This window comes from Enterobacter sp. RCC_40 (genome assembly GCF_041360735.1).
Lineage (GTDB): Bacteria > Pseudomonadota > Gammaproteobacteria > Enterobacterales > Enterobacteriaceae > Enterobacter > Enterobacter ludwigii.
The window spans coordinates 82,879-104,074 of record NZ_JBFUPR010000004.1; the positions used below are offsets into that span (position 1 = coordinate 82,879).

Sequence of the window (21,196 nt, forward strand, 5' to 3'; positions counted from 1 at the left end):
AATTATTTACCACCAAACTGTTTCTGGTGCGCGTCGAGGAACTCTTTCATCTCTTTAGGTCCCTGATAACCCGGAACAACATAGCCATTGCTCAGGACAATCGCTGGCGTACCGTTCACGCCAAACTGCACACCCAGCGCGTAGTGGTTAGCGATATCAATGTCGCAGGATGCAGGCTGCACGCCTTTGCCATTCATCGCGTCATCAAAGGCTTTGTTGCGGTCTTTCGCACACCAGATAGCTTTCATATCCTGCTCTGGCTTGCTCTCAACGCCCGCGCGCGGGAAGGCCAGATAACGCACGGTGATCCCCAGCGCGTTGTAATCTTTCATCTCTTCATGCAGCTTATGGCAGTAGCCGCAGGTGATGTCGGTGAAGACGGTAATGACGTGTTTTTCCTGCGCCGCTTTATAAACGATCATCTCTTTTTCGAGCGCGTTCAGGTTTTTCATCAGCAGCTGGTTGGTTACGTTGACCGGCTGTGCACCGCTCACGTCGTACATTGGCCCCTGAATAATGTGTTTTCCGTCTTCGGTCACGTACAGCACGCCGCTGTTCGTCAGAACCGTTTTCATGCCGGCAACCGGTGCATACTGGATATCACTGCTGGTGACGCCAAGCTTCGCCAGAGACTGTTTGATAGCGGCGTCATCCGCATGGGCAAAACCGGTAAATGAGGCTGCCAGCAGGGTGAACAGCGCGAAAGACTTTTTCATATAAGATCCTAATTCGTCGGCACTCACGCTCGTGGGTGGTGCTGTTGGTGTAGCTGCCGCAGCCGTTCCGTCGCGACATGGGTATAAATTTGGGTCGTGGAAAGATCGCTGTGTCCCAGCAGCATCTGCACCACGCGCAGGTCGGCGCCGTGGTTCAGCAGATGCGTCGCAAAGGCATGACGCAAAACGTGTGGCGAAAGCTTTTCACTGTCGATACCCGCCAGTGTGGCGTAATGTTTGATGCGATGCCAGAACGTTTGCCGCGTCATCTGTTGTGCGCGCTGGCTGGGGAACAAGACGTCGATTGAAGCGCCATTAAGCAACCATGGACGACCGTGCTCCAGATACGTTTCCAGCCAGTACACCGCCTCTTCACCCAGCGGCACCAGCCTTTCCTTGTTTCCTTTACCGATTACGCGAACCACGCCCTGACGAAGGCTAATGTCGCTCATCGTCAGGCCGACCAGTTCAGAAACACGCAAACCGGTAGCATACAATAGCTCAAGCATGGCTTTATCGCGTAACTCCAGCGGCAGGTCAACTGCGGGTGACTGTAATAATCTCTCAACTTGTGCTTCGCTGAGATCTTTCGGCAGCCGCTGCGGGAGTTTCGGGGAGGCCAGGAGCGCACTGGGATCGTCTTCGCGAATTTTTTCACGGTTGAGGTGCTGGAACAGCCGACGCATTGCGCTGAGCAAACGTGCGGAACTGGTGGCCTTGTAGCCCCCTTCCATCCGCTCGCCCAGCAGCGCCTGCAGGTCGTCGCTTTGGGCGTTCGCCAGCGACAGCCCACGGTGCGCCAGCCACTCCACCAGCATGGTGAGATCGCGCCGGTAGGCACTGAGCGTATTCTCGGCCAGGTTCTTCTCCAGCCACAGTGCATCGAGAAACTGTTCGATGAGTGCGAGATCCTTTTCCACATCAGCCCCTTTGATTCTGCAGTCAGGCCATTATGCCTGATTGCTACCGGTTTCTGGTACACTACGCGCAAAGTCAAAGCAAGAATTGAGATAGTCACGCGATGAATATTGGTCTGTTCTATGGTTCCAGCACCTGCTACACCGAAATGGCGGCAGAGAAAATTCGGGACATCATTGGCCCGGAACTGGTGACGTTGCATAACCTGAAAGATGACGCGCTTACGCTGATGGAGCAGTACGACGTGCTGATCCTCGGCATCCCGACCTGGGATTTCGGCGAAATACAGGAAGACTGGGAAGCCATCTGGGACCAGCTTGATACGCTTAACCTCGACGGCAAAATCATTGCCATGTACGGCATGGGAGATCAGCTGGGTTACGGTGAGTGGTTCCTGGACGCACTCGGCATGCTGCACGACAAACTGGCACCGAAGGGCGTCACGTTTATCGGTTACTGGCCAACCGAAGGGTACGAGTTCACCAGTAAGAAACCGATTATTGCCGATGGGCAGCTGTTTGTCGGGCTGGCACTGGATGAAACCAACCAGTACGATCTCAGCGATGAGCGCCTGCAAAGCTGGTGTGAGCAGATTCTGGGCGAAATGGCAGAACAGTTCAGCTAACGCGAATTACTCCTGCGTCAGCTGCTGCAATAACATCCGACGCAGGTCCCGCCACTCAGCGCTATCCATACTGTCCGCGGCCAGCCACAGATGCTGGCGACGCCCGCTGTCCACGCTACGTAGCCGCAGCATCATGCCGGAAGCGATCATCCAGGGCATACCGAGAATTTCCCACTCTTTTCCCTGCCAGCGCAGGCGGGAATCCATCAGTAATTTGATCTCCCCCTGACGGGCATGAATGCGGCGCTGGCTGCGCACGCTGTCAAACACCACAAACGACAGCAACAGCAACCACAGAGGCGTATAGCTAAGCGGCCACGGCATCAGTAACACAAAGGCCGCGACCAGTCCGTGGAGCAACAACGACATCCACTGCGAGCGCCACGAGACGCGAAGGTCAGATTGCCACAGGACCACGTTCCTGATTCCGTGTTTGAATTAATTGCACCATCCGTTGCAACTCGGTGTCGGCGGGTTTGCCGTGATTCATCAGCCAGTTAAATAAATCAGGATCGTCAGACTCAAGCAGGCGAACAAACAGACGCTTATCATCATCGCTTAAGCTGTCATACTCATATTCGAAGAAAGGCATGATGGAAATATCAAGTTCACGCATGCCGCGACGGCACGCCCAGTGAATACGGGCCTTGTTGTTAATATCCATGTTCTGTTTCCTGCATTACGTTTGGCACAGTCGGCACCCCGTCCAGTGTTCTTGATTTCTCTGCGGGGACACCAGCTAGTGTAACGTGTTTTTGACCGTTTCTTTACTGGAATATTGCGAACCACGAGCGCGCTTCCACAATAAACCCTATAAAGACAGCGGATTACACTATTTTGCGTGGCACTACGCATAACCGGGTTAAGGCACAAATGGCCTGTTGAAAGCGCTTGCAATGCCAGCAGGCTCTTTTACCATTAGGCATTATCAAAGCGTTAAGCAATTCAGGATATCGTTATGGCCTTTACACCATTTTCTCCTCGCCAGCCCGCCGCCTCTGCGCGTCTGCCGCTGACGCTTATTACTCTTGATGACTGGGCGCTGGCGACACTCACCGGTGCAGACAGCGAAAAATACCTGCAGGGCCAGGTAACCGCCGACGTCAGCCAGATGGACGAACATCAGCATCTGCTGGTCGCACACTGCGATCCAAAAGGGAAGATGTGGAGCAACCTGCGCCTGTTCCGTCGTCAGGAGGGTTTTGCCTTTATTGAGCGCCGCAGCCTGCGGGACGCGCAGCTCACCGAGCTGAAAAAATACGCGGTCTTCTCAAAAGTCACTATCGCCGCGGATGATGAACACGTTCTGCTGGGCGTGGCAGGCTTCCAGGCCCGTGCGGCGCTGAAAAATCTGTTCAGTGAGCTCCCGGATGCCCAGAAACAGGTCGTCAGCGAAGGTGCAACGTCTATCCTGTGGTTTGAACACCCGGCTGAACGCTTTCTGTTAGTCACGGATACCGCGACCGCCGAACGCGTTACCGAGGCGCTGCGCGGTGAAGTCCAGTTTAATAACAGCCAACAGTGGCTGGCGCTGAACATTGAAGCCGGGCTGCCGGTGATTGACGCCGCAAACAGCGGGCAGTTCATTCCTCAGGCCACCAACCTGCAGGCGCTGGGTGGCATTAGCTTTAAGAAAGGGTGCTATACCGGCCAGGAGATGGTGGCACGCGCCAAATTCCGCGGAGCCAACAAACGCGCACTGTGGACCCTGGCGGGCCACGCCAGCCGTGTGCCTGACGCTGGTGAAGATTTAGAGCTGAAGATGGGCGAGAACTGGCGCCGTACCGGCACGGTGTTAGCCGCAGTTCAACTGGATGATGGCCGCCTTCTGGTTCAGGCCGTCATGAACAACGATATGGAAGCCGACAGCGTGTTCCGCGTGCGTGACGATGCCAATACGCTGAGCATTGAGCCACTGCCGTATTCGCTGGAAGAGTAAGGCGTCATTGCCCGGCGACGAGATAAAAAAACGGTAACCTGACGGTTACCGTTTTTTTTTGCTTACTCTCACGAAGAGAGGGCGAAGGCAAGAAGATCAACGTTCTGAAATTAAACCTGCCCCACATAGAGATAAATCGCTAAAAAGTGGCACACGCTACCGCCCAGCACAAACCCATGCCAGATAGCATGATTGTACGGGATACGCTTGCAAACATAGAAAATGACGCCCAGCGAGTAGACGATGCCCCCAACGGCCAGAAGCGTCACGCCCCCTACCGCCAGCTTGATCGCCAGTTGATAAACCACAATCAGCGAAAGCCAGCCCATCGTGAGATAGGTCACCAGCGACAGCACCTTAAACCGGTGGGCAATGGTCAGCTTAAACAGGATCCCCAGCAGCGCCAGGCTCCAGATAACAATCATCAGGCCACGCGACAGCGGCGAGTTAAGACCCACCAGCAGGAAAGGCGTGTAGGTCCCTGCAATAAGAAGATAGATAGCGCAGTGGTCGAATTTCTTGAGCCAGATCTTGGCCCGTTGATGCGGGATAGCGTGGTACAGCGTCGACGCCAGGAACAGCAGGATCATACTCCCGCCATACAGACTGTAGCTGGTGATGGCCATTGCGCTGGCATTCGTATCCACCGCCTGCACCAGCAATAACACTAAACCGACAATCCCAAAAACCAGGCCAATACCGTGGCTAATACTGTTGGCTATTTCCTCAGCCAGCGAATATCCCTGTGCAATTAATGGTCTGCTCACCATACAAAACTCCGGGAAAACTAACGATGAATATTCATCACCTGTCTATGCTAACTGAGAATGATTCCAGTGAACACCTGTTAGCTAAAATAATTTCACAAACATAATTTTTATCTATAAATCATGAACATAAACAAATTATTCACCTAACATTTGTTCACATTAAAATTTAATCATTAAGAATCAAGGGCATAAAATTGGATCCTGCCGACTTGCTGCATGTTATGATGGATAAATGAGGTCTGAATGAGAGTTTCGCCATTGTGAGTATGTTCACCCACGCCGCCATTGCCAGTCTCAATAATCTGGAAATGATGGTCTACAACTATGTCATTAAAAATCGTGACAAAGTCATGTACATGACCATCCGCGAGCTGGCGGATGCGGCTGGCGTCTCAACGACCACTATCCTGCGCTTTTGCCGCAAACTCAACTGCGAAGGCTACTCTGAATTCCGCGTGCGCTTTAAGCTCTATTTAGAGCAGAACGAACCTCAGCAGGCAAATTTTGGTGCCAGTGAAATTATCAGCTTCTTTAAAGGCGTTAATAACGAAGAGTTCGATGCTTTATTAGATGAGGCGGTCGATATTATTTTATCCTCCGAACGTATTATATTTGTCGGTGCGGGCACGTCTGGCTCGCTGGCAAAATATGGCGCACGCTTCTTTTCGAATATCGGTAAATTCAGCAACCACATCGACGATCCTTATTTCCCGGTCACCAATGATATGGCTAAAAACGCGCTGGCGATTGTGCTGTCGGTATCCGGTGAAACCGAAGAGATCCTGCGCTTTGCCAGCCAGTTTAGCCTGCATCGCTGCAAAGTGCTCTCCATTACCAGCCACGAGCACTCGCGCCTGGCAAAGCTCGCGGACTTTAACCTCTCCTGGCATGTCCCTCAGACGCGGATAGGCGGCGTGTACGATATCACCACACAAATACCCGTCATCTATATTCTCGAATCACTTGGCCGGAAACTGGCGAAGAAAGTGGCAGAATAAAACACCCTGTTTTTTCGATGTGACAAATTACATTTTCAGCGAATTGTTATATCGTGACATTTAATTCCGCTTTGCTAGACTCGAACGCAATATGTCATTTACTGAGAATAGCAGCGATGAAAAAACTTACCCTACCAAAAGACTTTTTATGGGGCGGCGCAGTGGCCGCTCACCAGGTTGAAGGCGGCTGGAACAAAGGCGGTAAAGGGCCGAGTATCTGCGATGTCTTAACGGGCGGTGCGCACGGCGTGCCGCGCGAAATCACGCAGGAAGTCGTGCCGGGGAAATACTATCCTAACCACGAAGCTATCGACTTCCATGGCCATTACAAAGAAGACATCAAGCTGTTTGCTGAGATGGGCTTCAAATGTTTCCGCACCTCTATCGCCTGGACGCGTATCTTCCCGAAAGGGGATGAAACACAGCCGAATGAAGAAGGCCTGAAGTTCTACGACGACATGTTCGATGAGCTGCTGAAATACAATATTGAACCGGTCATCACCCTCTCCCACTTCGAAATGCCGCTGCACCTGGTGCAGGAGTACGGCGGCTGGACCAACCGTAAAGTGGTGGATTTCTTTGTGCGCTTCGCGGAAGTGGTGTTTGAGCGCTACAAAAATAAGGTCAAATACTGGATGACCTTTAACGAGATCAACAACCAGCGTAACTGGCGTGCGCCGCTGTTTGGCTACTGCTGCTCAGGCGTGGTTTATACCGAGCATGACAATCCGGAAGAGACCATGTACCAGGTGCTGCACCACCAGTTCGTTGCCAGCGCGCTGGCGGTGAAAGCGGCGCGTCGCATTAACCCGGAAATGAAAGTCGGCTGTATGCTGGCAATGGTGGCGCTCTATCCGTTCTCCTGTAAACCAGAGGACGTGATGTTTGCACAGGAATCCATGCGTGAACGCTATGTCTTTACCGATGTCCAGCTGCGCGGTTACTACCCATCCTATGTGCTTAATGAATGGGAACGCCGTGGCTTCACCATCCATATGGAAGCGGGTGACGAGGAGATCCTGCGTGAAGGCACCTGTGACTATCTGGGCTTCAGCTATTACATGACCAACGCCGTGAAAGCGGAAGGCGGTACTGGCGATGCTATCTCAGGCTTTGAAGGCAGCGTACCGAACCCGCATGTGAAAGCCTCTGACTGGGGCTGGCAGATTGACCCGGTGGGTCTGCGCTATTCCCTGTGCGAACTGTACGAGCGTTATCAGAAACCGCTGTTTATCGTGGAAAACGGCTTTGGCGCCTACGACAAAGTAGAAGAAGACGGCAGCATCAATGATGACTACCGCATCGACTACCTGCGTGCGCACGTGGAAGAGATGATGAAAGCCGTCACGTATGATGGCGTGGATCTGATGGGTTATACCCCGTGGGGCTGCATCGACTGCGTGTCGTTCACTACCGGCCAGTACAGTAAGCGCTACGGCTTTATCTATGTGAACAAGCACGACGACGGTACCGGCGATATGTCACGCTCGCGGAAAAAGAGCTTTAACTGGTACAAAGACGTGATTGCCAGCAACGGCGAGACGCTTTAACGCTTTTCTCCTCTCCCCGATGGGGAGAGGAGATGTTTATTTCCCACCCGCCAGTTCAATAAAACTTCCCGTCACATACGAGGCTTTCTCGCTCAGCAGCCAGACAATCGCCTGCGCCACCTCTTCCGGCTGACCGCCACGCTGCATAGGCAGCATGGATTTGACCCTATCCACCCGGCCCGGCTCACCGCCAGATGCATGAATCTCGGTGTAAATCAGCCCGGGACGCACGCAGTTTACGCGGATCCCTTGCGCTGCCACTTCCAGCGATAATCCCGTCGTCAACGAATCAACAGCACCTTTGGACGCGGCGTAATCCACATATTCACCCGGAGCACCGAGGCGCGATGCCGCGGATGACACGTTCACGATCGCGCCGCCTTTGCCACCATGTCTGAACGACATGCGTTTTACCGCTTCGCGGCAGCAGAGGAAATAACCGGTCACGTTCGTGGCTAACACGCGGTTGATCCGTTCAGCGGAGAGGTGTTCAATCGTGGATTGTTCAAACAGGATCCCGGCGTTGTTCACCAGTGCGGTAAGCGGTCCGGCTTCACGATCGATACTGTCGAACATTGCCAGCACCTGAGCTTCATCACTGATATCTGCACGCACGGCAAAAGCGGTGCCCCCCGCGTCGGTAATCATCGTGATCACATCCGTCGCGGCTTTAATGTTGTGGTGATAGTTCACCGCTACGGTGTAGCCTTCGCGCGCCAGCTGCAGCGCGGTGGCTTTACCAATACCGCGGCTGGCGCCGGTGACCAGTGCAATTGCCATCTATGTCTCCTTATAAAAAAAGCCGGGTAGCGTTAACGCTGACCCGGCCTGTAACACGTTATAACCGCGGAACGATTACTGGTATTCGCTCATTGGCACACAAGAGCAGAACAGATTACGGTCACCGTAGACGTCATCGAGACGTTTCACGGTCGGCCAGTATTTGTTTGCTATGCCAGCCGGGAACACCGCCTGCTCACGGGTATAACCGTGCTCCCACCCGGAGACCAGCTCATTCTGGGTGTGCGGTGCGTTAACCAGCGGGTTATCAGCCAGCGTCCACTCACCGGCTTTCACGCGGTCGATTTCAGCGCGGATAGCCAGCATCGCGTCAATAAAGCGGTCCAGCTCAACTTTGCTTTCAGACTCGGTGGGTTCAACCATCAGCGTACCCGCCACCGGGAACGACATGGTAGGCGCATGGAATCCGTAGTCAATCAGACGCTTAGCAATATCCAGCTCGCTGATACCTGTCTCTTCTTTCAAAGGACGGATATCGAGGATGCACTCGTGCGCCACGCGACCATCACGGCCCGTGTAGAGCACCGGATACGCTTCTTTCAGACGCGTTGCGATGTAGTTAGCATTGAGGATAGCCACCTGGCTTGCCTGCTTCAGCCCTTCCGCGCCCATCATGCGGATATACATCCAGCTGATGGGCAGGATTGAGGCGCTACCGAACGGTGCCGCAGAGACCGCGCCCTGACGGGTCAACATGCCTTCAATCTGCACTACGCTGTGGCCTGGGACAAACGGCGCCAGGTGTGCTTTCACACCGATTGGGCCCATACCTGGACCACCACCGCCATGTGGAATGCAGAAGGTTTTGTGCAGGTTCAGGTGCGACACATCCGCGCCGATAAAGCCCGGAGAGGTAATGCCAACCTGTGCGTTCATGTTCGCACCGTCGAGATAAACCTGACCGCCGAACTGATGGACCACTTCACACACTTCACGGATGGTCTCTTCGTAGACACCGTGGGTGGACGGGTAGGTCACCATGATGCAGGAGAGTTTTTCGCCCGCCTGCTCGGCTTTCGCACGCAGATCGGCCAGGTCAATGTTGCCATTCTTGTCGCAGGCCACCACCACCACTTCCATACCCGCCATCTGGGCAGACGCCGGGTTGGTGCCGTGCGCAGAACTTGGGATCAGACAGATATCGCGATGCCCTTCATTGCGGCTTTCGTGATAGTGACGAATTGCCAGCAGGCCCGCGTATTCCCCCTGCGCCCCGGAGTTTGGCTGCATGCAGAGTGCATCGTAACCGGTCAGCTTCACCAGCCAGTCGGAGAGCTGGTTGATCATCAGATGGTAACCTTCCGCCTGCTCTGGTGGGCAGAACGGGTGCAGCTCGGAAAATTCAGGCCAGGTGATTGGGATCATCTCTGCCGCAGCGTTCAGCTTCATGGTGCAGGAGCCCAGCGGGATCATCGCCTGGTTCAGCGCCAGGTCTTTGCGCTCCAGAGAGTGCATATAGCGCATCATCTCGGTTTCGCTGTGGTAGCGATTGAACACCGGGTGAGTCAGGATCGCATCATCACGCAGCATGCTTTCCTGGATAGAGCGGCTGTCGAGCGCGACATCTTTATCGAGCGTATCAATATCCAGGCCGTGCGCATCGCCCAGCAAGACGTTAAACAGGTTAACGATATCTTCGCGGGTAGTGCTTTCATCCAGGGTAATGCCTACCGCGTTATGGATGTCGCTACGCAGGTTGATCTCTGCCGCGTCAGCACGAGCCAGCACCGCGGCTTTGTCAGCCACTTCAACGCACAGCGTGTCAAAGTAATGGGCGTGGTGCAGTTTCAGGCCTTTCTGCTGCAGACCACAGGCCAGAATATCCGCCAGACGGTGAATACGGCTGGCAATGCGTTTCAGGCCAACCGGACCATGGAAGACAGCGTACAGGCTGGCGATATTGGCCAGCAGGACCTGAGAGGTACAGATGTTGGAGTTCGCTTTCTCGCGACGAATATGCTGCTCGCGAGTCTGCATTGCCATACGCAGCGCGGTGTTACCGGCGGCATCTTTTGAAACGCCGATGATACGGCCAGGCATGGAGCGTTTGAATTCATCTTTTGCGGCAAAGAACGCCGCATGTGGGCCACCGTAGCCCATCGGGACACCAAAGCGTTGTGCGGAACCGAAAACAATGTCCGCGCCCTGTTTACCTGGAGCCGTCAGCAGGACCAGCGCCATAAAATCAGCCGCGACGCTGACAACCACTTTGCGGGCTTTCAGCTCAGTAATCAGTGCGCTGTAGTCGTGAACGTCACCGGTGGTGCCGACCTGTTGCAGCAGCACACCAAACACATCCTGATGATCGAGGACTTTGTCGGCGTCGTCGACAATCACGTCAAAACCAAAGGTTTCGGCACGGGTACGAACCACATCAAGCGTTTGCGGATGCACGTCCGCTGCCACGAAGAAGCGGTTGGCATTTTTCAGTTTGCTCACGCGCTTCGCCATTGCCATTGCTTCGGCGGCGGCGGTGGCTTCATCCAGCAGTGAAGCGGACGCGATATCCAGGCCGGTCAAATCCAGCGTAACCTGCTGGAAGTTCAGCAGCGCTTCCAGACGGCCCTGAGAAACTTCTGGCTGATACGGGGTGTAGGCGGTGTACCAGCCCGGGTTTTCCAGCATATTACGCAGAATAACCGGAGGTAACTGCACGTTGGTGTAGCCCATGCCAATGTAAGACTTATAGCGCTTGTTCAGGCCGGCAATCGCCTTCAGCTCCGCCAGAGCGGCGAATTCAGTGGTGGCTTCACCCACCTGAGGCGGCGTGGCAAGCTGGATGTCTTTTGGCACAATCTGGCCGATCAGTGCATTTAATGAATCCGCGCCAACTGTCTTCAGCATCTCCTGCTGTTGCTGAGCATCCGGCCCAATGTGACGTTCAATGAAGGCGCCACGGTTTTCAAGCTGGCTTAAAGTCTGTGTCATGAGCGATGGTTCCTGAAACGTGCAGTGAATGTGTTTTCTCCCTCTCCCTGAGGGAGAGGGCTGGGGTGAGGGTGTCGTCTGTTCCCCTCACCCTACCCTCCCCCAAAGGGGAGAGGGTTAAGGCTTACTCGTTTTCTAACAGCGCTTCGTACGCGGTGGCATCCAGCAGCGCGGTGACCTGCGATTCGTCGCTGGCTTTGATCTTGAAGATCCAGCCGCCTTCATAAGGCTCGCTGTTCACCAGCTCCGGGGAGTCGCTCAGGGCGTCGTTCACGGCAACAATTTCACCGCTTACCGGGGCGTAGATATCAGAAGCCGCTTTTACGGACTCGGCCACGGCGCAGTCATCGCCTGCTTCCACGGATGCGCCGACTTCAGGCAGGTCAACAAACACCATGTCGCCCAGCAGCTCCTGCGCATGCTCGGTGATCCCTACGGTGTAAGTGCCGTCCGCCTCTTTGCGCAGCCACTCGTGTTCTTTGCTGTATTTCAGTTCTGCTGGCACAGTGCTCATTGAAGTTCTCCTGATAAAAATGATTAGGCGACCGGCTTACCGGCGCGAACAAAAATCGGTTTGGTCACGTTGACCGGCATTTCACGGTTGCGGATTTGCACCACTGCCGTTTCGCCAATGCCCGCCGGAACACGCGCCAGTGCAATACTGTAGCCCAGCGTCGGGGAGAAGGTACCGCTGGTGATCACGCCCTCACGCGGGTTGCCGTCAGCATCTGTAAAACGCACCGGCAGCTCGCCGCGCAGCACGCCTTTCTCGGTCATCACCAGGCCAACCAGCTGTTCAGTGCCCTTTTCACGCTGCATTTCCAGCGCTTCACGGCCAATAAACTCACGGTCAGCCGGTTCCCAGGCGATGGTCCAGCCCATGTTGGCCGCCAGCGGTGACACGCCTTCATCCATCTCTTGCCCGTAGAGGTTCATACCGGCTTCCAGACGCAGCGTATCGCGCGCGCCCAGACCTGCCGGCTTAACGCCGGCTTCCACCAGCGCATGCCAGAAATCGGCGGCTTTCTCATTCGGCATGGCAATTTCATAGCCCGCTTCACCGGTGTAGCCGGTGGTCGCGATAAACAGATCGCCCGCCTGTACGCCGAAGAACGGCTTCATGCCGTCGGTGGCTTTACGCTGCTCATCGCTGAACAGAGAGGCGGCTTTAGACTGCGCGTTCGGCCCCTGTACGGCGATCAGCGACAGATCATCGCGGACGGTGATGTCGATGGCGTAAGGTTCAGCGTGTTGGGTAATCCAGGAGAGGTCTTTTTCGCGGGTGGCGGAGTTTACAACGAGGCGGAAGAAATCTTCAGAGAAGTAATAGACGATGAGGTCATCAATTACGCCGCCGGAGGCATTCAGCATGCCGGTATAGAGCGCTTTGCCTGGCGTCTTCAGTTTGGCGACGTCGTTTGCCAGCAGATAACGTAAAAACTCCCGGGTGCGGCTGCCATGCAGGTCGACAATCGTCATGTGTGACACGTCGAACATACCGGCATCGGTGCGCACCGCGTGGTGCTCATCAATCTGCGAGCCGTAGTGCAGCGGCATCATCCAGCCATGGAAGTCCACCATGCGTGCGCCGCATAACACGTGTTGTTCGTACAAAGGAGTCTGTTGAGCCATCTTTTCCTCGTTGAATAAGCAGGGCTGTCTTGCGTTTCGCACACCTGAACAGTGCCACGAAACCCGGCGCCGCGATCGCTTTCTGGACCCCGACGCAAACGTTCTCTTTTACCTGAACTTACCACCGAAACCGGCGATTAACCATAAGGTAAAACGGGCCATCACATTAGCTTATGACCTAAAAACACGAAAAAGCTTACAGAGTTATTCACTGGCAAACTGCGATTAAACCCGCATAAAATTAACATTGCTCTAACAGGATTTAGCAGATGGTGATATTTCATGCGGAAAAACGGGCGGAATTTCCGTAGCATAAAAATAGTAAGATTAGATTTTCTAATGCGAAAAATGCGGTGAAATTAGATTATTTCAAACGAGCGAATTTCCCCGGCGCAGAGGCCGGGAAAACAAAGTGTGACGGGGGTCTATATTAGCGCAGCCAGTCCGGCAGGTCGTTAAGACCCATCGCCTGGCGAAGGAGTTGAGGTTTTACGCCCGGAAGGGTATCGGCAAGTTTAAGGCCGAGGTCGCGCAGCAGTTTTTTCGCTGGATTCGCGCCGGCAAACAGCTCACGGAAACCCTGCATGCCTGCCAGCATCACCGCTGCACTGTGCTTACGGCTGCGTTCGTAGCGACGCAGATAGAGATGCTGGCCGATATCTTTGCCTTCGCGATGCAGGCGACGCAACTCTTCAACCAGCTCTGCCGCGTCCATAAAGCCAAGGTTCACGCCCTGCCCGGCCAGCGGATGGATCGTATGCGCCGCGTCACCCACCAGCGCCAGACGGTGCGCCGCAAACTGACGCGCATAGCGCCCGGTTAACGGGAACACCAGCCGCTCGCTCTCAAGGGTGCATAGCCCAAGACGGTTATCAAACGCGACGCACAGCGCCTGGTTGAATGCCTCGGGAGTCGCCTCCTGCATCTGTTGCGCTTTATCAGGAACCAGAGACCAGACAATCGAACACAGATGTGGATCGCTCAACGGCAGGAATGCCAGAATGCCGTCATTGTGGAAGATTTGGCGCGCCACCCCACCGTGCGGCTCTTCAGTGCGAATCGTTGCCACCAGAGCATGATGGCGATAGTCCCAGAACGTCAGCGGAATATCCGCCTTGTTACGCAGCCAGGAGTTGGCACCGTCAGCGCCCACAACCAGTCGCGCGGTCAGCATGTCACCGCTTTGCAGGGTGATAAAGGCGTCGTTTTCTCCCCAGGCGACCTGCTGGATTTGCGCCGGTGCCAGCAGCGTGACATCGCTGCAGGACTGTGCTTTTTGCCACAGAGCATGGTGAATAACGGCATTTTCGATGATGTGTCCCAGATGGCTGTAGCCCATGCTTTCATCATCAAACGCGATATGACCAAAGCTGTCTTTGTCCCACACTTCCATGCCGTGATAACAGCTGGCACGCTGCGCCACGATCTCTGACCAGACGCCAAGGTGCGTCAGCAACTTTTCACTGGCCGCATTGATTGCCGAGACGCGCAGTTCCGGCGGCGCGTCCTGCGCGACAGGCTGAGGCACGTTTTGCTCCAGTACCGCAACGCGCAGGCCGCTGCCCTGTAAACCACAGGCCAGCGCCAGTCCTACCATTCCGCCGCCAACGATGGCGACATCAACATTTTGCACGGTGATAACTCCTTAACGCGCGACCCAACCAAGAGTCCGCTGCGCCAGCACGTCACGTGCCGGAATGAATAATTCCATCGCCATCAGCCCAAGATTGCGGCCTGCAACCAGGGGTGCCCAGCGATTGGCAAACAGGTGCACCAGACCATCCGTCACACCAATCGTCGCCTCTTTATCTGCCCGGCGTCGCTTCTGGTAATGGCTGAGCACCGACCAGGCACCACAGTCTTTTTGCTCGCTCCACGCCTGCGAAAGCGTTTCTGCCAGGCTCATCACGTCGCGAAGCCCGAGGTTAAACCCCTGCCCGGCGATGGGATGCAATGTCTGCGCGGCATTGCCGACCAGCGCCATGCGATGGGAGATAGACTGCGAGGCGGTGGTCAGCGACAACGGGTATACGCTCCGCTTTCCCGCGTGGGTAATACGTCCCAGCCGCCAGCCAAAGGCTTTTTGCAGCTCGGTACAAAAACGTTCGTCAGACCAGGTCTGTATCTCAGCCGCGTTGTCCTGCGGATGGCACCACACCAACGAACTGCGATCGTGGGACATAGGCAGCATCGCCAGCGGGCCATGCTGGGTGAAACGCTCAAAAGCGCGGCCGTTGTGAGCGCCCGCTGTCGAAACGTTAGCAATGACGGCCACCTGCCCGTAGGGCTGTTGTCGCCACTCCACGCCGCACTGCGTGCCGAGCGAAGAGCGCGAACCGTTTGCCGCTACCAGAAGCTGGCCTTCAAGGACGGTACCGTTATCCAGCACCACGTTGACCGACGCGTCACTGCGGCTAAAACTGGCCACACGCGCCGGGCAATGCAGAGTCACGCCTGGCGCATCCTTAAGCAGGCGGAACAGGCGTAACCCGACGTCGTGCAGCTCCACGACCCGGCCCAGCGCATCTATACGGTAATCATGCGCATCCAGGGTAACGAAACCGGCATGACCGCGATCGCTGACGTGAACGGTGTTAATCGCCGTCGCGCAGTCGGCTATCGCCTGCCAGATGCCAATGCGTGAGAGTTGCTGACAGGTACCCTGCGCCAGTGCAATGGCGCGGGCATCAAAACCGGGGTGATCAGAGGCCTCTGGCGCAACGGCCTCCACCAGATGCACCGGCAGTTTTCCCTGCGTAAAATGCGAGATGGCCAGTGCCAGCGTGGCTCCGGTCATCCCGCCGCCAACGATAATCACGCTCATACGCGTGCCGCTGCCATCAGCGCCTCGATATCGTCAGCATTTTTCACGACGCTGGCGGTCAGGTTTTCGTTGCCGGTTTCGGTAATGACGATATCGTCTTCGATACGAATGCCAATCCCACGGTATGCTTCCGGCACGTCGGCATCCGGCGCGATATACAGCCCCGGCTCAACGGTTAATACCATGCCTGGCTCCAGCACGCGGGAACGATCGGCACCGTACGCTCCCACGTCATGCACATCCAGCCCCAGCCAGTGGCTCAGGCCGTGCATAAAGTACGGACGATGCGCGTTCTCGGTAATCAGGGTATCTACGTCACCTTTCAGGATACCGAGCTTCACCAGACCGGTGATCATGATGCGCACCACTTCGCCGGTCACTTCCTGAATGGACGTGCCTGGACGGTACAGCCTGAGCGCCGTCTCGAGCGATTCGAGGACGATGTCATACACCGCGCGCTGTGCGGGGGTGAATTTACCGTTCACCGGGAACGTACGGGTAATATCGCCCGCATACCCCTGGAATTCGCATCCGGCGTCAATCAACACCAGATCCCCGTCGCGCAGCGCACTTTCGTTTTCGGTGTAGTGCAGAATGCAGCCGTTTTCACCGCCACCGACAATGGTGTTGTAAGAAGGATAACGCGCGCCGTGGCGGTTAAATTCGTGATGAATCTCCCCTTCCAACTGGTATTCAAACATTCCCGGGCGGCATTTCTCCATGGCGCGGGTGTGCGCCAGCGCGCTGATTTCACCCGCGCGGCGCATCACGTCCAGCTCTTCCGGCGATTTGAACAGACGCATCTCATGCACCACCGGACGCCAGTCCGTCAGGGTGGCCGGGGCGGACAGATTCTGCCTCGAACCTTTGCGCAGCTTATCCAGAGCGGTAAAGACAATCTCATCGGCATACGCATACTCGCCCTGCGCGTGGTAAAGCACATCCAGGCCATTGAGCAGTTGATAGAGCTGCTGGTTGATCTCACTGAATGCCAGCGCCCGATCCACCCCCAGCTTCTCTGGCGCAGCCTCTTGCCCTAAGCGGCGGCCAAACCAGATTTCGGCTGTGAGATCGCGAACGCGGTTAAAAATCACGCTGTGGTTGTGGGTGTCATTACTCTTAATCAGCACCAGTACCGCTTCCGGCTCGTTGAAGCCGGTGAAGTACCAGAAATCGCTGCTCTGGCGATAGGGGTATTCGCTGTCGGCGCTGCGCGTCACTTCTGGCGCAGCAAAAATCAGCGCGGCGCTGCCCGGCTGCATATTGGCCAGCAGCGCCTGACGACGGCGCGAATACTCTTGATTTGAGATAACCATGACACCCTCCTGTGCGTTATTTTTCTTAATGTAAGGTTGGCTTGCGGACTTCCGGCGCGGTCGGCTGCGAACGCGTAAAGTGGTCGTGGCACAGCAAAGCAGCAACGCGAACGTATTCGATGATCTCTTCGAGAGACATTTCCAGCTCTTCCTGGTCTTCGTCTTCATCGTAGCCCAACTGCGCAATGTTACGCAGATCGTCGATCGCCTCACCCGCTTCGCCGGTCACTTTATCGAGTTTCGGCTGCGTGACGCCCAGCCCCAACAGGTAGTGGTTAACCCAACCTGCGAGCGCATCGGCACGATCGAAGACGCTGACGTCATCGCCTTCAGGCAGATAAAGCTGAAAAAGGAAGCCATCGTCTTCCAGCGAATCGCTGATCGCGGAGTGCATTTTACGCACGGCTTCCGCCAGCTCGTGACCAAACGCCAGCCCTTCGTTCGTCAGGTCGTGGATCAGCGGCTGCCATGAGCTGTCGCTGTTTCCGCCGCACAGCATGCCACTGATCAGACCGTGCATTTCCGCAGAGGTTAAACCGACTCCCTGCTGGTTCAGTAACTGGTTTAAATCCTTGTAACCAGGCATTTCGTTCTGTATAGACATGCGCATTCGTCATCGTTGGGAGGAATATTCATGATATGCTACCACTTTGGACCCTGGTGATACCAGAAAAGGGCTTGTATCTTCACATCAGGGTAGCTATAGTGTCGCCCCTTCGCAGCCCCCGGGGCAGTAAGCGAAGGCAGCGCAGTCAATCAGCAGGAAGGTGGCATGTCTGCACAACCCGTCGATCTCCAGATTTTTGGCCGTTCACTGCGAGTGAATTGTCCGCCTGAACAAAGGGATGCCTTGAATCAGGCTGCGGACGATTTGAATCAGCGGTTGCAAGATCTCAAAGAACGCACTAGAGTCACAAATACTGAGCAGCTGGTTTTCATCGCCGCGTTGAACATCAGTTATGAACTGACTCAGGAAAAAGCGAAGACCCGCGATTACGCGGCAAGCATGGAGCAGCGTATTAAAATGCTCCAGCAGACCATTGAACAGGCATTGCTTGATCAAGGTCGCAATCCCGAAAGACCGGGACCAAAGTTTGAATAACACTTCTCAGTTGACTATGGTAGAGTAACTGTGAAGACAAAATTTCTCTGAGATGTTCGCAAGCGGGCCAGTCCCCTGAGCCGATATTTCATACCACAAGAATGTGGCGCTCCATGGTTGGTGAGCATGCTCGGTTCGTCCGAGAAGCCTTAAAACTATGACGACACATTCACCTTGAACCAAGGGTTCAAGGGTTACAGCCTGCGGCGGCATCTCGGAGATTCCCTCTCTTTTTCTTCTACCGACTACCATGACCCAACTCCCTGAAGTCTCTTCCTCACGCCAGGACATCCGTCAGCTCATGCGTCAACGCCGTCGTGCGTTAACTCCCGAACAGCAAGCACAGTTTGCCCAGCAAGGCGCAGCCCGTATGATGGCCTATCCCCCTGTTGTGATGGCGCGTACCGTCGCCCTGTTCCTCTCGTTTGATGGCGAACTGGATACTCAACCGCTGATCGAACAGCTGTGGCGCGCCGGGAAAAGAGTGTACCTGCCGGTGCTGCATCCGTTTAGCCAGGGAAATCTGCTGTTTTTACACTACCATCCGCACAGCGAACTGGTGGTGAATCGTCTGAAAATCACCGAACCAAAACTCGACGTCCGCGACGTCCTCCCCCTCTCAGAACTGGATGTACTGATCACGCCGCTGGTGGCGTTTGATGAGCAGGGTCAGCGCTTAGGGATGGGTGGCGGTTTTTATGACAGGACGCTGCAAAACTGGCAGCAGTATCATTTACAGCCTGTGGGGTACGCACATGACTGTCAGGGCGTGGAAGCCTTGCCGGTAGAGAAGTGGGATATTCCGCTGCCTGCGGTAGTGACGCCGGGCAAAACCTGGCGCTGGTAAAATAAAGCCGGGTAGCGACCCGGCTTTATGCTCACAGAAACAGAATCAGTACAGCAGACGGGCGCGAATGGTACCCGGAATAGCCTTCATGCTCTGCAGCGCTTTTTCCGCTACATCTTCGTCCGCTTCAATATCAATCACCACGTAACCCATCTGAGAGTTCGTTTGCAGATACTGCGCGGCAATGTTGACGCTCTGCTCGGCAAAGATCTGGTTGATCGCAGTCAGCACGCCCGGACGGTTTTCATGGATGTGCAGCAGACGACGGCCACCGTGCAACGGCAGAGACACTTCCGGGAAGTTCACGGCAGAGAGCGTAGAACCGTTGTCGGAGTATTTGCTCAGCTTGCCCGCGACTTCCAGACCGATATTTTCCTGCGCTTCCTGCGTCGAGCCGCCGATGTGCGGCGTCAGGATCACGTTGTCGAATTCGCACAGCGGAGAGGTGAACGGATCGCTGTTGGTAGCAGGCTCAGTCGGGAAGACGTCAATTGCCGCCCCCGCCAGATGCTTACGCTTCAGCGCATCGCACAGCGCCGGGATGTCGACAACCGTACCGCGCGCGGCGTTGATCAGCAGTGAACCTGGCTTCATCAGCGCCAGTTCCTCAGCACCCATCATGTTTTTCGTTGACGCATTTTCCGGCACGTGCAGGCTGACCACGTCGCTCATGTTCAGCAGGTCAGAGAGGTGTTGAACCTGAGTGGCGTTGCCCAACGGCAGTTTGCTTTCGATATCATAAAAATAGACATGCATCCCCAGGGATTCAGCCAGGATCCCCAGCTGAGTACCGATGTGGCCATAGCCGATGATACCGAGTTTTTTACCACGGGCTTCGTATGAACCCGCAGCCAGTTTGTTCCACACGCCGCGGTGCGCTTTGGCGTTAGCTTCCGGAATACCACGCAGCAACAGCAGCAGCTCGCCAATCACTAACTCCGCCACGGAACGGGTGTTGGAGAACGGGGCGTTAAAGACAGGCACACCGCGTTTTGCGGCGGCATTCAGATCAACCTGGTTGGTACCGATGCAGAAACAGCCGATGGCAACCAACTTTTCCGCCGCGGCAATCACGTCTTCAGTCAGTTGGGTACGGGATCGCAGGCCAATGAAATGGGCATCACGGATGGACGCTTTCAGCTCTTCGGTGTCCAGCGCGCCTTTGTGAAATTCGATGTTGGTGTAACCTGCTGCACGAAGGCTATCAAGCGCTTTCTGATGCACGCCCTCAACCAGCAGGAATTTAATCTTGTCTTTCTCCAGTGATACCTTTGCCATTTACCTTACCCGACCCTGTTTTTGTCTGAACTGATGTTGTGCTGGATTTAAATCCGCTGTAGCCAACATATCAAAAAAAACTATTGCAGCAATATGAACGTTTGCGTCGGCACTCTGAAGAAAAGTCATACAGAGCAAAATGACAGAGGAAAATGCTGTAGAAATTTGCGAATGCGGCAGGATCGGCAAACGAGAGGTAAAAAGCGTGACACAAGTCACCGAATTTAGCTTTTCAAAATTTTTTTAGCGGGGGGAGGGCTCCCCCCATCAGATCATTTTACGATGGTTTGCACGCCATCTGCCGTGCCGATCAGCGCGACATCCGCGCCACGGTTGGCGAATAACCCTACAGTCACTACGCCTGGAATACCGTTAATGGCATTTTCCAGCGCAATGGCGTCGAGAATTTCCAGACCGTGAACGTCGAGGATCACGTTGCCGTTATCAGTGATGACGCCCTGACGATATTCCGGGCGTCCACCCAGTCTCACCAGTTCACGCGCCACAGCGCTACGCGCCATTGGGATCACTTCTACCGGCAGCGGGAATTTACCCAGGATATCAACCTGCTTTGACGCATCGGCGATACAGATGAATTTATCCGCCACGGAGGCGATGATTTTTTCACGCGTCAGCGCCGCACCGCCGCCTTTGATCATCTGCATATGGCCGTTGATTTCATCCGCGCCATCAACGTAGATGCCAAGACGGTCAACTTCATTCAGATCGAAAACGGTGATGCCAAGGCTTTTCAGCTTTTCCGTGGAAGCGTCGGAGCTGGAAACTGCGCCCTCGATCTGCCCTTTCATCGTGCCCAGCGCATCGATAAAGTGTGCCGCCGTCGAGCCCGTACCAACACCGACAATGGTACCCGGTTGCACATACTGGAGAGCGGCCCATCCTACTGCTTTTTTCAGTTCATCCTGCGTCATGATCGTTTAGCCTGTGGTGT

General features: G+C 55.2%; 21 protein-coding genes and 1 other RNA gene. 7 read left to right on the forward strand and 15 right to left on the reverse strand.

The features are described from left to right. Window positions 1-2: 2 nt before the first annotated feature. Window positions 3-716, reverse strand: a complete 714-nt coding sequence (dsbC, locus tag AB6731_RS14985; protein ID WP_371006520.1) for a bifunctional protein-disulfide isomerase/oxidoreductase DsbC — start codon at window positions 714-716, stop codon at window positions 3-5. 23 nt (window positions 717-739) lie between these two features. Further along, window positions 740-1,636, reverse strand: a complete 897-nt coding sequence (gene xerD, locus AB6731_RS14990) for a site-specific tyrosine recombinase XerD (RefSeq protein WP_014171511.1) — start codon at window positions 1,634-1,636, stop codon at window positions 740-742. A gap of 101 nt (window positions 1,637-1,737) precedes the next feature. Between xerD and fldB the strand changes: the two genes are divergently transcribed. Beyond that, a complete protein-coding gene (gene fldB, locus AB6731_RS14995) occupies window positions 1,738-2,259 on the forward strand; it encodes a flavodoxin FldB (protein WP_014171513.1) in 522 nt (173 codons plus the stop codon). A gap of 6 nt (window positions 2,260-2,265) precedes the next feature. Here the strand turns inward: fldB and AB6731_RS15000 are convergent, their stop codons facing one another. Next, window positions 2,266-2,676, reverse strand: coding sequence for a protein YgfX (locus AB6731_RS15000; protein ID WP_014171514.1), 411 nt, complete (start codon window positions 2,674-2,676; stop codon window positions 2,266-2,268). Beyond that, window positions 2,657-2,923: an FAD assembly factor SdhE gene (sdhE, locus tag AB6731_RS15005; protein ID WP_003863437.1), complete on the reverse strand. Its 267-nt coding sequence runs from the start codon at window positions 2,921-2,923 to the stop codon at window positions 2,657-2,659. The genes AB6731_RS15000 and sdhE overlap by 20 nt, the downstream gene beginning before the upstream one ends. A gap of 294 nt (window positions 2,924-3,217) precedes the next feature. On the opposite strand from sdhE, the gene ygfZ reads away from it, so the two are divergent. Then, the gene (ygfZ, locus tag AB6731_RS15010) at window positions 3,218-4,198 is read left to right on the forward strand and encodes a tRNA-modifying protein YgfZ (RefSeq protein WP_078774199.1); all 981 of its coding nucleotides are present in this window, start codon (window positions 3,218-3,220) and stop codon (window positions 4,196-4,198) included. Between the two features lie 110 nt (window positions 4,199-4,308). Here the strand turns inward: ygfZ and AB6731_RS15015 are convergent, their stop codons facing one another. Then, window positions 4,309-4,968: a hemolysin III family protein gene (locus AB6731_RS15015; protein WP_014171517.1), complete on the reverse strand. Its 660-nt coding sequence runs from the start codon at window positions 4,966-4,968 to the stop codon at window positions 4,309-4,311. Between the two features lie 266 nt (window positions 4,969-5,234). Here AB6731_RS15015 and AB6731_RS15020 point away from each other — a divergent pair, with 266 nt between their 5' ends. Both AB6731_RS15020 and bglA read left to right on the forward strand, forming a co-directional pair. After that, window positions 5,235-5,966, forward strand: coding sequence for a MurR/RpiR family transcriptional regulator (locus tag AB6731_RS15020; protein WP_371006583.1), 732 nt, complete (start codon window positions 5,235-5,237; stop codon window positions 5,964-5,966). 116 nt (window positions 5,967-6,082) lie between these two features. Continuing rightward, window positions 6,083-7,516: a 6-phospho-beta-glucosidase BglA gene (gene bglA, locus AB6731_RS15025; protein ID WP_020883728.1), complete on the forward strand. Its 1,434-nt coding sequence runs from the start codon at window positions 6,083-6,085 to the stop codon at window positions 7,514-7,516. 36 nt (window positions 7,517-7,552) lie between these two features. Here bglA and AB6731_RS15030 read toward each other — a convergent pair whose 3' ends face one another. The 8 genes from AB6731_RS15030 to AB6731_RS15065 form a co-directional block, all read right to left on the reverse strand. After that, the gene (locus tag AB6731_RS15030) at window positions 7,553-8,296 is read right to left on the reverse strand and encodes an SDR family oxidoreductase (RefSeq protein ID WP_025203278.1); all 744 of its coding nucleotides are present in this window, start codon (window positions 8,294-8,296) and stop codon (window positions 7,553-7,555) included. A gap of 75 nt (window positions 8,297-8,371) precedes the next feature. Next, window positions 8,372-11,245 (reverse strand): aminomethyl-transferring glycine dehydrogenase, encoded by a 2,874-nt coding sequence (gene gcvP, locus AB6731_RS15035; RefSeq protein ID WP_371006521.1) that lies wholly within the window; start codon window positions 11,243-11,245, stop codon window positions 8,372-8,374. A gap of 124 nt (window positions 11,246-11,369) precedes the next feature. Further along, window positions 11,370-11,759 (reverse strand): glycine cleavage system protein GcvH, encoded by a 390-nt coding sequence (gene gcvH, locus AB6731_RS15040; RefSeq protein ID WP_371006522.1) that lies wholly within the window; start codon window positions 11,757-11,759, stop codon window positions 11,370-11,372. Between the two features lie 23 nt (window positions 11,760-11,782). Beyond that, the gene (gene gcvT / locus AB6731_RS15045; protein ID WP_371006523.1) at window positions 11,783-12,877 is read right to left on the reverse strand and encodes a glycine cleavage system aminomethyltransferase GcvT; all 1,095 of its coding nucleotides are present in this window, start codon (window positions 12,875-12,877) and stop codon (window positions 11,783-11,785) included. 430 nt (window positions 12,878-13,307) lie between these two features. Next, the gene (ubiI, locus tag AB6731_RS15050) at window positions 13,308-14,510 is read right to left on the reverse strand and encodes an FAD-dependent 2-octaprenylphenol hydroxylase (protein ID WP_032680331.1); all 1,203 of its coding nucleotides are present in this window, start codon (window positions 14,508-14,510) and stop codon (window positions 13,308-13,310) included. A 12-nt stretch (window positions 14,511-14,522) separates the two neighbouring features. Further along, window positions 14,523-15,701, reverse strand: coding sequence for a 2-octaprenyl-6-methoxyphenyl hydroxylase (gene ubiH / locus AB6731_RS15055; RefSeq protein WP_032678928.1), 1,179 nt, complete (start codon window positions 15,699-15,701; stop codon window positions 14,523-14,525). Beyond that, entirely contained in the window at window positions 15,698-17,011 is a 1,314-nt protein-coding gene (pepP, locus tag AB6731_RS15060; RefSeq protein WP_025203275.1) for a Xaa-Pro aminopeptidase, read from the reverse strand. Before pepP ends, ubiH begins: the two co-directional genes overlap by 4 nt. Window positions 17,012-17,042: 31 nt before the next feature. Further along, window positions 17,043-17,621 (reverse strand): YecA family protein, encoded by a 579-nt coding sequence (locus AB6731_RS15065; protein WP_025203274.1) that lies wholly within the window; start codon window positions 17,619-17,621, stop codon window positions 17,043-17,045. Between the two features lie 168 nt (window positions 17,622-17,789). Here AB6731_RS15065 and zapA point away from each other — a divergent pair, with 168 nt between their 5' ends. The 3 genes from zapA (at window position 17,790) to AB6731_RS15080 (ending at window position 18,966) form a co-directional block, all read left to right on the forward strand. Further along, window positions 17,790-18,119, forward strand: a complete 330-nt coding sequence (zapA, locus tag AB6731_RS15070; RefSeq protein WP_006811891.1) for a cell division protein ZapA — start codon at window positions 17,790-17,792, stop codon at window positions 18,117-18,119. Window positions 18,120-18,160: 41 nt separating this feature from the next. After that, window positions 18,161-18,344: non-coding RNA, 6S RNA (gene ssrS, locus AB6731_RS15075), on the forward strand. 25 nt (window positions 18,345-18,369) lie between these two features. Next, window positions 18,370-18,966 (forward strand): 5-formyltetrahydrofolate cyclo-ligase, encoded by a 597-nt coding sequence (locus tag AB6731_RS15080; RefSeq protein ID WP_032670177.1) that lies wholly within the window; start codon window positions 18,370-18,372, stop codon window positions 18,964-18,966. Between the two features lie 45 nt (window positions 18,967-19,011). Here AB6731_RS15080 and serA read toward each other — a convergent pair whose 3' ends face one another. Both serA and rpiA read right to left on the reverse strand, forming a co-directional pair. Beyond that, window positions 19,012-20,244 carry a phosphoglycerate dehydrogenase gene (gene serA, locus AB6731_RS15085; RefSeq protein ID WP_014171529.1) on the reverse strand — a complete coding sequence of 411 codons (1,233 nt, stop codon included), beginning with the start codon at window positions 20,242-20,244 and terminating at the stop codon, window positions 19,012-19,014. 272 nt (window positions 20,245-20,516) lie between these two features. Then, complete coding sequence (gene rpiA, locus AB6731_RS15090; RefSeq protein ID WP_014171530.1) at window positions 20,517-21,176, reverse strand: ribose-5-phosphate isomerase RpiA; 660 nt, start codon at window positions 21,174-21,176, stop codon at window positions 20,517-20,519. Window positions 21,177-21,196: the final 20 nt, after the last annotated feature.

Excerpts from the sequence above, each read along its gene's own strand:
- rpiA (WP_014171530.1), bottom strand. The coding sequence starts at position 21,176 with ATGACGCAGGATGAACTGAAAAAAGCAGTAGGATGGGCCGCTCTCCAG.
- gcvH (WP_371006522.1), bottom strand. The coding sequence starts at position 11,759 with ATGAGCACTGTGCCAGCAGAACTGAAATACAGCAAAGAACACGAGTGG.
- AB6731_RS15080 (WP_032670177.1), top strand. The coding sequence starts at position 18,370 with ATGACCCAACTCCCTGAAGTCTCTTCCTCACGCCAGGACATCCGTCAG.
- AB6731_RS15020 (WP_371006583.1), top strand. The coding sequence starts at position 5,235 with ATGTTCACCCACGCCGCCATTGCCAGTCTCAATAATCTGGAAATGATG.
- serA (WP_014171529.1), bottom strand. The coding sequence starts at position 20,244 with ATGGCAAAGGTATCACTGGAGAAAGACAAGATTAAATTCCTGCTGGTT.
- AB6731_RS15015 (WP_014171517.1), bottom strand. The coding sequence starts at position 4,968 with ATGGTGAGCAGACCATTAATTGCACAGGGATATTCGCTGGCTGAGGAA.
- dsbC (WP_371006520.1), bottom strand. The coding sequence starts at position 716 with ATGAAAAAGTCTTTCGCGCTGTTCACCCTGCTGGCAGCCTCATTTACC.
- fldB (WP_014171513.1), top strand. The coding sequence starts at position 1,738 with ATGAATATTGGTCTGTTCTATGGTTCCAGCACCTGCTACACCGAAATG.
- gcvP (WP_371006521.1), bottom strand. The coding sequence starts at position 11,245 with ATGACACAGACTTTAAGCCAGCTTGAAAACCGTGGCGCCTTCATTGAA.
- ubiH (WP_032678928.1), bottom strand. The coding sequence starts at position 15,701 with ATGAGCGTGATTATCGTTGGCGGCGGGATGACCGGAGCCACGCTGGCA.
- sdhE (WP_003863437.1), bottom strand. The coding sequence starts at position 2,923 with ATGGATATTAACAACAAGGCCCGTATTCACTGGGCGTGCCGTCGCGGC.
- gcvT (WP_371006523.1), bottom strand. The coding sequence starts at position 12,877 with ATGGCTCAACAGACTCCTTTGTACGAACAACACGTGTTATGCGGCGCA.
- zapA (WP_006811891.1), top strand. The coding sequence starts at position 17,790 with ATGTCTGCACAACCCGTCGATCTCCAGATTTTTGGCCGTTCACTGCGA.
- ygfZ (WP_078774199.1), top strand. The coding sequence starts at position 3,218 with ATGGCCTTTACACCATTTTCTCCTCGCCAGCCCGCCGCCTCTGCGCGT.
- AB6731_RS15030 (WP_025203278.1), bottom strand. The coding sequence starts at position 8,296 with ATGGCAATTGCACTGGTCACCGGCGCCAGCCGCGGTATTGGTAAAGCC.
- AB6731_RS15065 (WP_025203274.1), bottom strand. The coding sequence starts at position 17,621 with ATGTCTATACAGAACGAAATGCCTGGTTACAAGGATTTAAACCAGTTA.
- bglA (WP_020883728.1), top strand. The coding sequence starts at position 6,083 with ATGAAAAAACTTACCCTACCAAAAGACTTTTTATGGGGCGGCGCAGTG.